The sequence below is a fragment of the Dechloromonas sp. CZR5 genome (assembly GCF_008711155.1).
Classification (GTDB): domain Bacteria; phylum Pseudomonadota; class Gammaproteobacteria; order Burkholderiales; family Rhodocyclaceae; genus Azonexus.
Genome location: NZ_VUYQ01000008.1, coordinates 42,382 through 55,126 on the forward strand (window position 1 = coordinate 42,382; position 12,745 = coordinate 55,126).

General features: G+C 54.0%; 14 protein-coding genes. 7 read left to right on the top strand and 7 right to left on the bottom strand.

Translation table 11 applies throughout. The features are described 5' to 3' along the window. The first annotated feature begins 43 nt into the window (after window positions 1–43). Both F1002_RS17620 and F1002_RS17625 read left to right on the top strand, forming a co-directional pair. Window positions 44–1,291 carry an acyl-CoA dehydrogenase family protein gene (locus F1002_RS17620; protein WP_223879658.1) on the top strand — a complete coding sequence of 416 codons (1,248 nt, stop codon included), beginning with the start codon at window positions 44–46 and terminating at the stop codon, window positions 1,289–1,291. A 38-nt stretch (window positions 1,292–1,329) separates the two neighbouring features. Further along, window positions 1,330–2,034, top strand: a complete 705-nt coding sequence (locus tag F1002_RS17625) for an NAD(P)H-dependent oxidoreductase (protein WP_150430360.1) — start codon at window positions 1,330–1,332, stop codon at window positions 2,032–2,034. A 331-nt stretch (window positions 2,035–2,365) separates the two neighbouring features. Here the strand turns inward: F1002_RS17625 and F1002_RS17630 are convergent, their stop codons facing one another. The 3 genes from F1002_RS17630 to F1002_RS17640 all read right to left on the bottom strand — a co-directional run bounded on the left by F1002_RS17630 (window position 2,366) and on the right by F1002_RS17640 (window position 4,558). After that, window positions 2,366–3,274 carry a hydrolase or metal-binding protein gene (locus F1002_RS17630; RefSeq protein WP_223879659.1) on the bottom strand — a complete coding sequence of 303 codons (909 nt, stop codon included), beginning with the start codon at window positions 3,272–3,274 and terminating at the stop codon, window positions 2,366–2,368. A gap of 108 nt (window positions 3,275–3,382) precedes the next feature. Then, entirely contained in the window at window positions 3,383–4,195 is an 813-nt protein-coding gene (locus F1002_RS17635) for a DUF932 domain-containing protein (protein WP_150430361.1), read from the bottom strand. Between the two features lie 36 nt (window positions 4,196–4,231). Beyond that, window positions 4,232–4,558, bottom strand: a complete 327-nt coding sequence (locus F1002_RS17640; RefSeq protein ID WP_150430362.1) for a hypothetical protein — start codon at window positions 4,556–4,558, stop codon at window positions 4,232–4,234. 413 nt (window positions 4,559–4,971) lie between these two features. On the opposite strand from F1002_RS17640, the gene F1002_RS17645 reads away from it, so the two are divergent. From F1002_RS17645 to F1002_RS17660, 4 genes are all read left to right on the top strand, one after another. Next, on the top strand, window positions 4,972–5,199 hold the full coding sequence (locus F1002_RS17645) for an AlpA family transcriptional regulator (RefSeq protein WP_150430363.1): 228 nt from the start codon (window positions 4,972–4,974) through the stop codon (window positions 5,197–5,199). A gap of 181 nt (window positions 5,200–5,380) precedes the next feature. After that, window positions 5,381–5,722 (top strand): DUF3987 domain-containing protein, encoded by a 342-nt coding sequence (locus F1002_RS17650; RefSeq protein WP_150430364.1) that lies wholly within the window; start codon window positions 5,381–5,383, stop codon window positions 5,720–5,722. Continuing rightward, window positions 5,719–6,843: a DUF3987 domain-containing protein gene (locus tag F1002_RS17655; RefSeq protein ID WP_150430365.1), complete on the top strand. Its 1,125-nt coding sequence runs from the start codon at window positions 5,719–5,721 to the stop codon at window positions 6,841–6,843. The genes F1002_RS17650 and F1002_RS17655 overlap by 4 nt, the downstream gene beginning before the upstream one ends. Before the next feature lie 240 nt (window positions 6,844–7,083). Beyond that, on the top strand, window positions 7,084–7,752 hold the full coding sequence (locus F1002_RS17660) for an inovirus Gp2 family protein (protein WP_150430366.1): 669 nt from the start codon (window positions 7,084–7,086) through the stop codon (window positions 7,750–7,752). Window positions 7,753–7,893: 141 nt separating this feature from the next. Here F1002_RS17660 and F1002_RS17665 read toward each other — a convergent pair whose 3' ends face one another. Together F1002_RS17665 and F1002_RS17670 are read right to left on the bottom strand one after the other, a co-directional pair. Next, complete coding sequence (locus tag F1002_RS17665; RefSeq protein WP_150430367.1) at window positions 7,894–8,514, bottom strand: hypothetical protein; 621 nt, start codon at window positions 8,512–8,514, stop codon at window positions 7,894–7,896. A 131-nt stretch (window positions 8,515–8,645) separates the two neighbouring features. Further along, a complete protein-coding gene (locus F1002_RS17670) occupies window positions 8,646–10,001 on the bottom strand; it encodes an integrase arm-type DNA-binding domain-containing protein (RefSeq protein WP_223879660.1) in 1,356 nt (451 codons plus the stop codon). Between the two features lie 167 nt (window positions 10,002–10,168). Between F1002_RS17670 and F1002_RS17675 the strand changes: the two genes are divergently transcribed. Further along, entirely contained in the window at window positions 10,169–11,233 is a 1,065-nt protein-coding gene (locus F1002_RS17675; protein WP_223879661.1) for a glycosyltransferase family 2 protein, read from the top strand. A gap of 81 nt (window positions 11,234–11,314) precedes the next feature. Here F1002_RS17675 and F1002_RS17680 read toward each other — a convergent pair whose 3' ends face one another. Continuing rightward, window positions 11,315–12,043 carry an amino acid ABC transporter ATP-binding protein gene (locus F1002_RS17680; RefSeq protein ID WP_150430368.1) on the bottom strand — a complete coding sequence of 243 codons (729 nt, stop codon included), beginning with the start codon at window positions 12,041–12,043 and terminating at the stop codon, window positions 11,315–11,317. Window positions 12,044–12,063: 20 nt separating this feature from the next. Further along, on the bottom strand, window positions 12,064–12,744 hold the full coding sequence (gene gltK / locus F1002_RS17685; RefSeq protein ID WP_150430369.1) for a glutamate/aspartate ABC transporter permease GltK: 681 nt from the start codon (window positions 12,742–12,744) through the stop codon (window positions 12,064–12,066). Window position 12,745 lies beyond the last annotated feature (1 nt).

The window sequence follows — 12,745 nt, forward strand, 5'->3', positions numbered from 1 at the left end:
AGTACGAGTCACTCGAATACATCAAATTTTCCAGGAGACACCTATGAACAATCGTGCTGATGCGTCCGGAACAACCCTAGTAACTCGTTACCAAGACAGCCTGTATCACGATCTGATGACACCAGAGGAAATTTTGGCTATTCGGCAGGAGGTCCGACGCTTTGCTGACGAGCACGTAGCTCCCGCTGCCTACGCAATCGGTCACACCGAAGAGGCCGTAGCCGCCTTTCCGCGCGACTTATTTGCCAAGATGGCCAAGGCAGGATTGTTCCGTATTCCCTTCGCCGCCAAAGTGGGTGGCCGTGGCTTGCAGTACCCGGCAACAGCAACGGCTGTGATGATCGAAGAGTTGGCCTATCACTCCAATTCGGTAGCCGCCATCGTGGACGTACACTGCATTCTCGCGGGCAATGCTCTGAAGCATGGCTCAGACTCAATCAAGCAACGCTACCTGACGCCGCTGCTAAGCGGCGAGATGATCGGCAGTTTCGCAACCACGGAACCCGACGCAAGCACCGATCTGAGCGTCGAAGCGATGCGCACTGTCGCGACACGTACAAACGATGGCTACGTGGTCAACGGCCGCAAGCGCTACATCACCAATTCTCCGGTTGCCAACTTTGTTGTCTTGCTTTGCATCGACGGTGAGCGCATGACCGAACTGGTTGTCGAACTCGATTGCCCAGGTGTGCGAGTTGGTGAGCCGGATAAAAAATTGGGCAATCATGGCCAACTAACCGCTGACATCTATTTCGACAACGTTAAGGTTCCATTTGAAAATGTTGTTGGCCAGCCCGGACAGGGACTGAAAATCGCCCTACAGACGCTCACCTACGGCCGTGTGGGCATTGCGGCCAGTGGTGCTGGTATGGCTCAGGCTCTGTTTGATCACAGCGCGGAACGGCTGAAGACGCGGCGAGTTTTTGGCAAAGCTATTGCCCAATTCCAGCACTGGCAGTTCAAGATGGCCGAGCGGGCCACTGAAATCGAGAATGCACGCAACCTTTACCTGAAAGCAGCACTGCGTATGGATGAGGGACATGCATTCCCAGAGCCCGAGGCGGCAATGGCCAAATGGTACGGCACCAACCTCGCAGGCGAATTTGCCCGCGATGCCGTACAGATATTCGGTGGCTATGGCTTCATGCGGGAACTTGCCGCAGATGGCTCGCATTATCGCGTCGAAGAAATCTATCGCGACTGCAAAATTGCCGAGATTTACGAAGGGGCCAATGAGATTCAGAAGCTAGTGATTGCTCGTGGCATTTTCGGCAAAGAAATCACCGGTTAATCGACCAACCTAATACCTAGATCGGAAAGTTAAGCACCATGAAAGTTCTCATCGTCCACGCTCATAATGAGCCACAGTCATTCAGCGCAGCAATGAAGGATCTCGCAGTCAAGGAGCTTGGCACACAGGGACACAGCGTTCAGGTATCTGACCTTTATGCGATGAACTGGAATCCCGTGGCAAGTGCCGCGGATTTCGGCGATAGGGCAAATCCGGACTATCTTATTTATGCCCTGGAGCAACGCCACAACCACAAGCAGCAAACACTTGCCCCCGACATCCAGTCAGAATTGGACAAGCTGTTGTGGGCTGACATGGTGATCTTCAATTTCCCGATCTACTGGTTCTCGATGCCCGCAATTCTCAAGGGCTGGTTTGACCGGGTATTCGTATCAGGTGCCGTGTATGGCGGGATGCGCTTTTACGACCAGGGCGGGCTTGTTGGCAAGAAAGCCATGCTGAGCATCACGATTGGCGGAAAACCACACATGTTGATCGAAGGCGGTGTGCACGGCCCCCTGGAAGACATGCTTCGACCGATTTTGCGGGGCACATTAGCGTATTCAGGCTTCAGTGTTTTACCGCCCTTCGTCGGCTACCACGTACCCTATATAGCCCCAGAGGAACGTACGGCCATTCTGGAGGAGTATCGCCAGCGCTTGAATGGATTGGATACCTTGCAACCGCTAGAGTTTGTATCTCTCGATCAGTTTGATAGTAAATTGCATCCCAAAGTTAGGTAACCGGAGAAACAGCATAATAGCAATCAATCCCCTCCATATACGGTAGGAGCGGCATCCAAGCCAATGCACGAGGTTGAATGCCGCCAATTGAATTGTCGTTCGCGACGAGCCCTATGTCCGAAATCTGCCCAATACCAGCCATTTAGTTAACCTGCCCAAAACGCCCGCTTTGGCCGAACACCGGCAGTTGAAAGGCTTCGCTGCCCCAACCGCTCAAAGTCAAAAAAAGTAGATAAAACGAAACCCGAAGCGCAAATGCGCCTCGGGTTTTATTACTTCGTTCTCTCAGTGGATAGCAGGGAAAATGATCGAACTGGCAATGCGCTGAGACCTACCCTACATCGCGCCCCAGTCTCACTACCCGGTCCTCAAGCTTGTCCGCCAGACTAGGCGCAGCCGATTTCTCCGAAGCAAAGCCAGGATCACCCTGCCCACCATCCCCCTCCGGATAAAATTCCTCTACGACAGAATCCCCCTCTTCTTCGCTTTCCTCGAATGCACCGTTAGAGAATCCCTGCCGAGCAGCCCCTTCTAAGGCAACCTGATCGAAACCAGCTTCCCGACGATCTGCTTCAAGTTGTTTCGACTCAGTTAGCGCCTCCTCAACAGAAACACCGCTACGTACGGTGAGATCGACGTAATAGATCGGGGTGCCCATGCTCTGCCGAGTCGACTTCCCTCTCAGCCGCAATTCCAGCGGCAAGTAGGCCAACCGGTTGCCTGAGATCGCCTGGAAGTATGCCAGCCGTGCCGACAAAGTCCGGATGCTGTTGAACCCCGTGGTCCGGAACACAAAGCTTCCCAGCGGATCATCATCCCCAATCAGCACATTCAACCTGCCATACGGTTTGCAGGCAGCGTTCTGCGCCAGCGTACAACCTTCTGGAGAAGGACAAGGCAATGACTGAATCCCGGACTCCGTCCGCCGCTTGCAGCTCTCACCATTGCCAACACAAACTGGCCGACCAGTCCTGCGATCAAACAGAGCATATTCAGCCCGGAAGTTCAGATCGGGATCATTGAAGAGCAGCCTGATCGGAATTGCTCGAATCTTCCCGCCCTGTGCTTTCCGGAATCCCTCATCGAAGGGATGTGGCAACCAGCCTTCTGCGCCCTGAACCTGGCTGGTGATGGTGAATTGATCGTCCTTTTCCGGAAGACGCTTGCCGGCTTTCTCGACGACCTTCCCGATGGAAATCCGTCCGAGTACTGGCGGGGTGATGACCAAACCTTTAAGCATGGTGTTTCCTCTCAAATATAAAACTCCCTATCGGCGCCGGATGACTATCCGGTTGCCGATAGGGAGTTGGTGGGTTGAGTACTGCTACGTTGGTTTTTCGGGAATGAATCAAGCAAGCACGAATCGCCGCGATCCTTGGCGCTGCATGCCGTAGGTCGTGAGCAAATCCGGTTGATCGGCCAGCAGCCGCGCGGCATCCAGCACCACGCTGTCTTTGGCTTTCTTCCAGGTCACTTCGCCTGTCTCGAAAATGGCGCGTGAAGCTTCGCCCATGGCCTGTTGCAGGGCTTGCTTCAACTTCGCTTCCAGCTTCTCGGTTTCAGCCAAGGTCTGACGGACACTGAGCCAGTCGGCAAAGGTCGCTGACAGGTTACGGTCGGAGCTGAAGTCGACTGCGATTCCCTTGTCCTGCGGATAGAGACAACGCAATGCCAGCTCTGCTGATTCCGAACCATCTGCCGGCGGTGGTGTACCGTCACAAGAAGTGGCGAGTAGCAAGTAACCTTGGACGATATCGTTCCCCTTGAGGGTGGAGGACTGACCGGTTTTTGCCAGTGCCCAGAACTTCTTCCCGCCTTTCAACACCCCGGCGGTTTCGAGCTCATAGCCTGCCACTTGCGTGAGGTCACGGTAGAACTCTAGAACTTCACTGGGCTGGACGACCTGATAACGATTTGAGACGACAGACAGGGCATCCTGTGTATCGGACCGATAGAGCACTTTCTGATCGGCGAAGGTTTTGATCGTGCCGAGCGCTCCCGCGGATTCCGAAAAGAAACGGACAGGGGTTTCGAGAATCCGGAAGGACATGCCGGATTGCTCTGCCCAGACTTCAATCGGCTGCTGCGGCGTAAGTTCATTGCCGAGGCCATGCCAGGGAACATCACCCACGTACGCCATTTGTTGGACTTGGTGTGCCATTTGAGGCTCCTGAAAATGAATGGTGAAGATGGCAGGTCAGCGGTCGCTGAACTCGTGGCCGCAATCGCCGCACTGCAGATTGCCGAGAACCTTCTCGTCGACGACATCGCCGACTTTGCCGCCGGCGATCGATCCGGCGGCGCCACCGAGCAGACCTCCGAGAATGGCACCAGCCAGACCACCAAGCAGCATGCCGGCCGGACCACCGACTGCACCTACTGCTGCGCCAGTTTGAGCACCCGACAAGGCACCACCGGCACCGGTTGCTGCACCACCGACGGCGCCGACAGCTGAGCCAATCCTTCTGGCGGTGTGCAGGCGATAGATGTTGATCGAATGGCAGAGGGGACATTTGTTGCGCATGATTTTTTCTCTCCTAGAAATGAAAAGAGCCCGTTACCTGCGTAGGTAGCGGGCTCTTGAATGGGTAGAAACTGGGAATTGAAGGCCAGGTTGGCCTAGTCTTCAGGTTTTATATATGTAACTGAATGGGGTTCAGATGCAGGCCATGATTCTTGGCACCGGCATTGATACGTACTTAGTAGGCTCGGAAATAAGTAGATCTGCGCGCTATCAGGGGAAACATCCAAAACTGTGGTGTTGAAATACTTCTGACAAGAACTTATAAATCAACGCGTTAAGACAACCAAAGTTGGCAATCGGACCTGATTTAAAATTTGCGTGCTGGCAGTAAAATTTTACTAGCAGGCAAAGAAGCCTAAAGCCCAACGTATTTCGCGATACTGCGTCCTACAAATTCACGTAGGAGAAACGCGATGCAGGAAAAGACCACCACCACCCCAAGGTTCCTGTCGTTAACGGAATCTCGCCTTCGCTTGGGGGGTAAATCTCGCAGTTGGTTGTATGACGTAACCTCCCCGAAATCCAAAAGGCATGACCCCACTTTTCCTCGTCTGATCCGCTTTGGTCCAAGAAGCGTTGGCATTCTTGAAGAGGACCTGAATAACTGGATTCGAGCTCGTCACCAAGATAACAAAAAATGAGGTCCCAGAAACCGGTGTGGCCCAAAAGGCCGCATTTACTTCCCAGAAACCGTAAAGGAGAAAACAACCGAGAATTTCCCGAGTAGCCAGATCAGATGTCGTTGCAAGGGCCCTGCAGCGCGATCTGAAAGCCAATCAAACCATACGAACTTTGGCGTATTAATCGCCAGAAAGGGTCATCATGATTTACGAAATTCAACCGCATTCAAATTACGACATTCAACCATTTTCTCTTCCACCATTTCCGGTTGACGCGCTACCTCCTACGATTCGAGCTGCGGTCGAAGAGGCCATGCTCGCGGTAGAGGCTCCCGCTGCGCTTATTGCCAGTTCGGCACTCGCCGCTGCATCGCTTGCCACCCAAACCGAATTCAACGTCGAACGCGATGTTGGCCTGGATGGTCCGATCTCGCTGTACTTCATCACCATCGCAGAATCGGGAGAACGTAAGAGTGCTGTCGACCGGCTGTTTTTTAAAGCGGCCAGAGAGTTCGAAATCGCCCAAGAACTGGAGGCAGAATGATGGAACGCCTGCAACTCCTCTATTCCAACACCACTCCCGTCGGCTTTATCGAAGGGCTTAAAGAGTCGTCCCACTCGGCATGCCTGTGTGAGGCTGAGGGCTCACGCTTTTTCAAAAGCAAAATCATTGACGACCTTGGTTTGCTCAATCAGGCTTGGGGCGGTGATCCAATCGTTGTGAACCGCAAAGGCAAGCGAATTGTGATCCCTTCTCCACGATGCACCCTCTCAATTCTCGTCCAAAGCATCGTTTTTGAGAAAACCATGAAGAATCGCGGCGACGAGTTTCAGGGAATTGGTTTTAATGCGCGCTGCCTTATCTCCTACCCTGAATCAACTCAGGGTTATCGATTACGCAAATATAGACCGCGCGATCTCCCCAACATTGGTCGCTTTAACGCGCGCAGCTTGGAATTGTTCAATAAACAAGTTCCCCTCTTCAAGTCAAAGGCACACCTGCCGGAGCGAACCAAATTAACCTTCAGCACTCTTGCACAAGCCGAATGGGAGCACATTTACGAGTGGATTGAACGCGCCTGTCGTGCAGGCGGGATATTTTTTCGAAATCGTGACTACGCTTCAAAAATGGCGGAAAACATTGCACGTATGGCAGCGGTTTTTCACGCATTCGAAGGGTGCGAAGGAACGCAAATCTCGCACGAACACCTTGTATCTGCGGCACGCATTGTTTCATGGTATGCCAATGAATTTTTGCGTCTGTTCTCCCCTCCGAGCCCAGCCGAAATAATGATGAACAACGCTAGGACCCTGGATGCCTGGCTGATCGATTACCTTCGTGAGACAAATACATTTTACGTACCCAAAAGCTATTTGCTGACTTCAGGACCAAATCGGCTGAAGAAGGCGGACCTGCTGGAGCCCGCCCTTCAGAAGCTGATCGATGCGAATAGGCTGAGCTATTTCCTCGGTTACCCCGGCTTGAATCTCGTGAACCCCACCCTTCAGGAGCTGATCGATGCGAATAGCCAGAGCAATTTCCTCGGGCAGCCCGGCTTGAACAACTCTCGTAGGAAAAAGGGCACCGTGATGCTCTTACTCCACGACAATTATTACGGCCAAATCGTCAGGGGCAACGCACCTTTCAACTATAAACCGCTGTAGTTGCAGCAAAACTGCTGCGAATCCGCTAATTATTAGCGGATTCGCAGCCATTAAGCATGCACAGGACGTCACCAGCTAGTTTTTTCCGAGAGTGGACCAGCCTATCAATCTGACTGGGAATCCGGCATGCACTGAAAACAAAGGCACCGGGACGCCAGCACACCAAATTTCGGCAATAGTAATATATAAATATTAATATAAACAAATAGTTAGAATAACTCCAGATAGCTCAGACTCTTCATGAAAAGACATTCTGAAAACAATAACCTGAAGCTGATCTTCGAAGATCAATTCGAGGGATTCACAGTATTCCAGCAGCGCGGACCGCTGGTCGAAGAATATCTATCGCGAGCGTTATGCGTCACTCGCCTTGCGTTACTTAAACACCGGAAGACTTTTGCATTCCGAGTAGACCTACACTTTCCTGCGAATTGGTCTTTCGGCACAAACGACAACAAGCCACTGGAACGATTCATTGCGTCGTTTAAGGCAAAAATTTTCCACAATAGAAAGTTACGAGCTGAGCAATCTCGGCTCGCTCACAGCACCGAAGTCAGCTACATCTGGTGCAGAGAAATCGGGGAGCACGGAGTTCCGCACTATCATCTGGCAATCCTACTGAACAGGGATGCTTTCTTTAAGCTCGGCAAGTTCAAAATCGGCAGGAAGAACCTTTTTAATCTTTTGGTTGAAGCATGGGCAAGTGCATTGGGGTTGCTAGTACAAGAGGCAGTTGGTCTCGTTCATATACCGGAAAACCACGCCTATGAGCTGACCAGAGATGACACGGATGACATGGATGACATGGATGCCTTCAACGATTTTATCTATCGAGTCAGTTACCTCTGCAAAGCCGAAACGAAGCATTTCGGCGACGGTGTGCACAGTTTTGGAACCAGCCGGATTTAGACGCAAGCACAGTGACAATTCAGCTAGGATTCGGAGTCATTTGCAATGACTTCGCCATTTTCAAACTCTGGCTACCTTCGAGAATAAAACGGCCGGGAAAGCGGGTGAGTGCGACAGTCTCGAAAAAAATAAGCGCCCTAACTAGCGCCGTCGTTTTGGAGTTTTAGAAATCAATTTTTTGATCAATGCATTGAGACTGTCATCCGTCGAAAACCAGTTTTGAATTCTTTTTATCATTGCTGATTTGGAATTTTTGATTGCGTGCCCATCAGCAGCCTCATTGAGAAATGGCTCGAAGTATTCTGCTGCTTCGATCTTTGAATTAAATGGCACTCTGCGCGAACGAATCTCGTCTTCGATTAGTCTGCGCAGCTCGTCTCTCATTTTTTGCCACTGCGCATTGCGAGCATCTCCTCCTTTACTTGAAACGTAGGTGTTGTATGCATCTTCACTGCAAGGCCGATACCCACGAAAGAGAACTAGCGCCGAGCTTGCAATGAGTTGCCTTGCATCTGAAATATTCCCCTTGCGGGCAGCTATCGCCGCAAGACCAGCATAGACAGAAGCCCATTTCACAGTGTGCAAACAGTAATGCGAGTGAGCCCGTAAGATAAGACCCTTCACCTCATCAAGGGGGGGAAAGAGTCCCCTTGAGTCATAGTCATTGATAAGGTGATTAACGTCGCACAACAAAGTCTCTGCTTCGCCTTCGGCGATGAGCGAATTCCAAGCTTCCTCTAGCTGAAGCGACAGGCTTTCCAATAGCGGTTCCTGGCTGCTTGCACATAGTTTGAAGAGGTTCGAGGGATAAAAAAATGAGCTCTCCAAGTCTGGCACTAAGTCTTCTCGCTGTTAAGGTTTCGGGAAAAGCGCTGACCAAGACCCCTGGCAGTTCACCTTGGTATCGCGCCTCGCTTAATTGGCGTCACCTTGCTGTTGCGATTCGCCATTTCGTCAATGAGGTCTGCCCATTGCTGCATCATTGACCGCCGCTCTTCCAGATATTCGGCCTGATTGTAGCTGGCTCTTACCTTGTTGCGCTCAGCATGGGCTAGCTGCCGCTCTATCACGTCAGGCCGAAAGCCGATTTCATTCAGGATGGTCGAAGCCGTTGCACGGAAGCCATGTGCCGAGAAACCAATGCTATCTTTGCCATTGAAGCCCATGCGTTCCAGCGCCCTATTCAGGGTCGTTGCTGTCATGCAGGTTTTGGGATTCCTGTAGTTAGGGAACAACATCTCGCGCCCGCCGGTATGGGTGTGAAGCTCCCGCAACAGTTCGACGGCTTGTCGTGACAACGGAACAATATGCTGCTCCCGCATTTTCATTCGCTCTGCGGGAATGCGCCATTCAGCCCGATCAAGATCAATTTCTCTCCAATGTGCCGCCCGCAGCTCCACAGTACGAACGAAGGTCAGCAGCAATAAACGAAGAGCAATAACAGTAGTCCGATACCCTGCGTAGCCTTCCAATGCCGCTGTGAAGTCGGCTATCTGGTCGCGAGTCAAAGGTTTGCGATGCTCAACCTTAGGACGATGAATTGCTCCCTTCAAGGCCGCAGCTGGATCAACATCCGTTCGCAAGGTAGCCGCTGCATAACGAAAGATAGCGCTGCACCATTGGCGAACCATGATTGCAACTGTTTCCGCTCCCCGTTTCTCAACGCGTTTGATAATCGACAATAGATCTGCCGACGTCACTTGCCGGATTGGCAGGCTACCAATGTGAGGAAAAACGTCTGCGTTCAAAAATCTGTCTATTTGCCGGAAATAGTACGGAGTCCATTTCGCCTTACGTTGCTCAATCCATTCCAGCGCAACGGCTTTGAAGGTATTCGCGTTGTCGGAGATTTGTGCTGCTTTGCTGGTATTGCGTTCGTGCACCGGATGAATACCGCGTTTCACCAGCTCCCGTGCATCTACCCTGATACTACGTGCATCAGCCAGGCTGACGGTCGGATATTCCCCGATAGAAAAGATGTTTTCTTTTCCCGCGATGCGGTAGCGGTAGCGCCACAGCTTGGTTCCGGTCGGCCGCACTTCCAAGTAAAGCCCACCACCGTCAGTTAGCTTGATTGGCTTTTCTGCAGGCTTCGTGTTGCGGATTTTGGTATCGGTCAGCGGCATGGGTGCGGGTATCGAACCTGTAATACTTACGAGCGCTCTTGATACCCGCAACGATACCCGCAATTTCTTCGGATAACAATGAACAAAATCGGACACTAAAAAACAGATAAGCCCATTAAACATGGGCTTATCTGCTGCATTTCGGACACTAACGGATCACAAAAAACCTCGATGCCGATTTTCGATCATCAGCAGCATGCTGTTGATTCCTTGCCTGTTTTGTAAGCCTTGGATTCTACCTTATGCACCGGGATTCGACGCCTTCGACACCGCCCCGTGGCGTCCGAATCATGGCTGAAGAACCCGTTCAGGTTAAAATGCCGGCTTTCCCGCCGGACCTGCCCATGACTGCCGCCCTTTCGATTCCTCCGCACAGCCTGTCCATCGTCGTCCCGTTCTACAACGAGGAAGACAACATCGCGCCGCTGGTCAAGCGGGTGCACGAGGCACTGGCCGGCTACCAGCACCCCTGGGAACTGGTACTGGTCGATGACGGCAGCAGCGATGCGACGGTGGATCGCGGCCTGCAGTGCGCCCGTGAATACGGCCCGCACGTCCGTGTCGTCGAACTAACCCGCAACTTCAAGCAGACGGCCGCCATGCAGGCCGGCCTCGACGCGGCGCGCGGCGATGTGATCGTGACCATGGACGGCGACCTGCAGAACGACCCGGTCGACATCCCGCGCATGGTGGCCCGCCTGCTCAACGAGGATCTCGACCTCGTCGCCGGCTGGCGCCAGAACCGCCAGGACGGCCTGTTCCTGCGCAAGATTCCATCGAAGATCGCCAATCGCCTGATCGCCCGCATGACCGGCGTCAAATTGCGCGACTACGGGTGCAGCCTGAAGGCCTACCGCGGCGACGTCATCAAGCGTGTGCGCCTGTACGGCGAGATGCACCGTTTCATTCCGGCCTGGATGGCGACGGTGACGACCCCACGTCGCATCGCCGAGGAACCGACGACGCACCACGCCCGCACGGCCGGCGTTTCCAAGTACGGCATCTCGCGCACCTTCCGCGTCATCCTCGACCTGATCGCCGTCTATTTCTTCATGCGCTTCCGCGCCCGCCCCGGCCACTTCTTCGGCAGCATCGGCCTGGCGCTGACGGCCATCTCCGGCCTGGTACTGGCCTGGCTGGGCTGGGTCAAGTTCGGGCTCGGCGAGCCGATCGGCGGTCGCCCGCTGCTCATCGTCGGCATCGGCACGCTGATTGCCGGTGTGCACTTCATCACCACCGGCGTGCTATCCGAACTCCTGGCCCGCATCTATTTCGAATCGGGCACCGTGCGCTCGTACTCGGCCCGATTGGCGCCGCCGCTCGCCGCCGACGAGGCCTGGCACAAGCCGGACTGATCTGCCCCTGCACCAGCCGCTCCCTGTGAGCGGCTTTTTTACGCCCGCCACCCCAAAGCGGCGAGCACCGGCGAATCCCGATCAGTGCTGCAGTATCTTGGCGAGAAACTGCTGCGCCCGCTCCGAGCGGGGATGGGCAAAGAATTCGTCCTTGGGCTCGTCCTCGACGATCCTCCCCTGATCCATGAAAACCACCCGATGCGCGACGCGCCGGGCAAAGCCCATTTCATGCGTCACGCACATCATGGTCATGCCCTCCCGGGCAAGCTCGGTCATGACATCGAGCACTTCGTTGATCATTTCGGGGTCCAGCGCCGAAGTCGGCTCATCGAAAAGCATGCAGATCGGATCCATGGCCAATGCCCGGGCAATCGCCACGCGTTGCTGCTGCCCGCCGGACAACTGGCCGGGAAACTTGCCGGCATGCGCCCGCAAACCGACCCGGTCAAGCAGCCTGAGCCCCCTGTCCATCGCCTCTTCCTTGCTGCGTTTGAGCACCTTGATCTGGGCCACGGTGAGATTCTCGACAATGCTCATGTGAGGAAACAGCTCGAAATGCTGAAACACCATGCCGACCCGGGCGCGCAACGCCGACAGGCGGGTTTTGGGATCGCCTACGGAGATGCCATCGACAATGATTTCCCCGGACTGGAAAGGCTCGAGCCCGTTGACACACTTGATCAGCGTTGACTTGCCCGAACCGGACGGACCGCACACGACGACCACCTCCCCCTTGCTCACCGAAGTGGTGCACTCCTTGAGGACTTCGAAGCTGCCGTATTGCTTGCTGACATTTGCAATCTTGATCATGAAGGTCTTTCCCGGTTGGTTCAGGCAGGCTGGTATTTTTTCTGCAGACGCCTGACCCATTGCGAAACGCTGAAGCAGATGACGAAATAGACCGCCCCGGCAAACAACAGCAGTTCGACCAGACGCCCGTCACGATCCCCGACCTTGTAGGCGGCACCAAAGAAGTCAGCCAGTGCCGACACGTACACCAGCGACGTGTCCTGAAAAAGGATGATGGCCTGGGTGAGCAGCAAGGGCACCATGTTGCGGAATGCCTGCGGCAGGATGACCAGACGCATCGCTTGCCCGTAGGTCATGCCGAGCGCCGAACAGGCTGCCATCTGCCCCTTGGGAACGCTCTGGATACCGGCCCGGATGATCTCCGAATAATAGGCTGACTCGAACAGCGCAAAGCCGATGATCGCCGAACTCAGGCGCAGATCGGCACCGGGCGGAATGTTGAACAACTGCTCGATGAATTTCGGGACAACCAGGAAGAACCAGAGCAACACCATGACCAGCGGTACGGCGCGAAACAGATTCACATAGCCAGCGGCAAAGAGCGAGAGCGCCTTGATCGAGGACAACCGCATCATGGCCAGCAGGGTTCCCCAGACGATCCCGACGACCACGGCGCTCGCCGTGATCTCCAGCGAAATCTTCATACCCTCCCAGAGGAAGGGCAAGGCACCGGGAATCGACGACCAGTCGAATTCGTACATG

Coding starts and splice junctions, on each gene's coding strand:
- gltK (WP_150430369.1), bottom strand. CDS start 12,744: ATGTACGAATTCGACTGGTCGTCGATTCCCGGTGCCTTGCCCTTCCTC.
- F1002_RS17640 (WP_150430362.1), bottom strand. CDS start 4,558: ATGCGCAACAAATGTCCCCTCTGCCATTCGATCAACATCTATCGCCTG.
- F1002_RS17675 (WP_223879661.1), top strand. CDS start 10,169: ATGGCTGAAGAACCCGTTCAGGTTAAAATGCCGGCTTTCCCGCCGGAC.
- F1002_RS17645 (WP_150430363.1), top strand. CDS start 4,972: ATGCAGGAAAAGACCACCACCACCCCAAGGTTCCTGTCGTTAACGGAA.
- F1002_RS17630 (WP_223879659.1), bottom strand. CDS start 3,274: ATGCTTAAAGGTTTGGTCATCACCCCGCCAGTACTCGGACGGATTTCC.
- F1002_RS17680 (WP_150430368.1), bottom strand. CDS start 12,043: ATGATCAAGATTGCAAATGTCAGCAAGCAATACGGCAGCTTCGAAGTC.
- F1002_RS17625 (WP_150430360.1), top strand. CDS start 1,330: ATGAAAGTTCTCATCGTCCACGCTCATAATGAGCCACAGTCATTCAGC.
- F1002_RS17655 (WP_150430365.1), top strand. CDS start 5,719: ATGATGGAACGCCTGCAACTCCTCTATTCCAACACCACTCCCGTCGGC.
- F1002_RS17620 (WP_223879658.1), top strand. CDS start 44: ATGAACAATCGTGCTGATGCGTCCGGAACAACCCTAGTAACTCGTTAC.
- F1002_RS17670 (WP_223879660.1), bottom strand. CDS start 10,001: ATGTTTAATGGGCTTATCTGTTTTTTAGTGTCCGATTTTGTTCATTGT.
- F1002_RS17650 (WP_150430364.1), top strand. CDS start 5,381: ATGATTTACGAAATTCAACCGCATTCAAATTACGACATTCAACCATTT.
- F1002_RS17660 (WP_150430366.1), top strand. CDS start 7,084: ATGAAAAGACATTCTGAAAACAATAACCTGAAGCTGATCTTCGAAGAT.
- F1002_RS17635 (WP_150430361.1), bottom strand. CDS start 4,195: ATGGCACACCAAGTCCAACAAATGGCGTACGTGGGTGATGTTCCCTGG.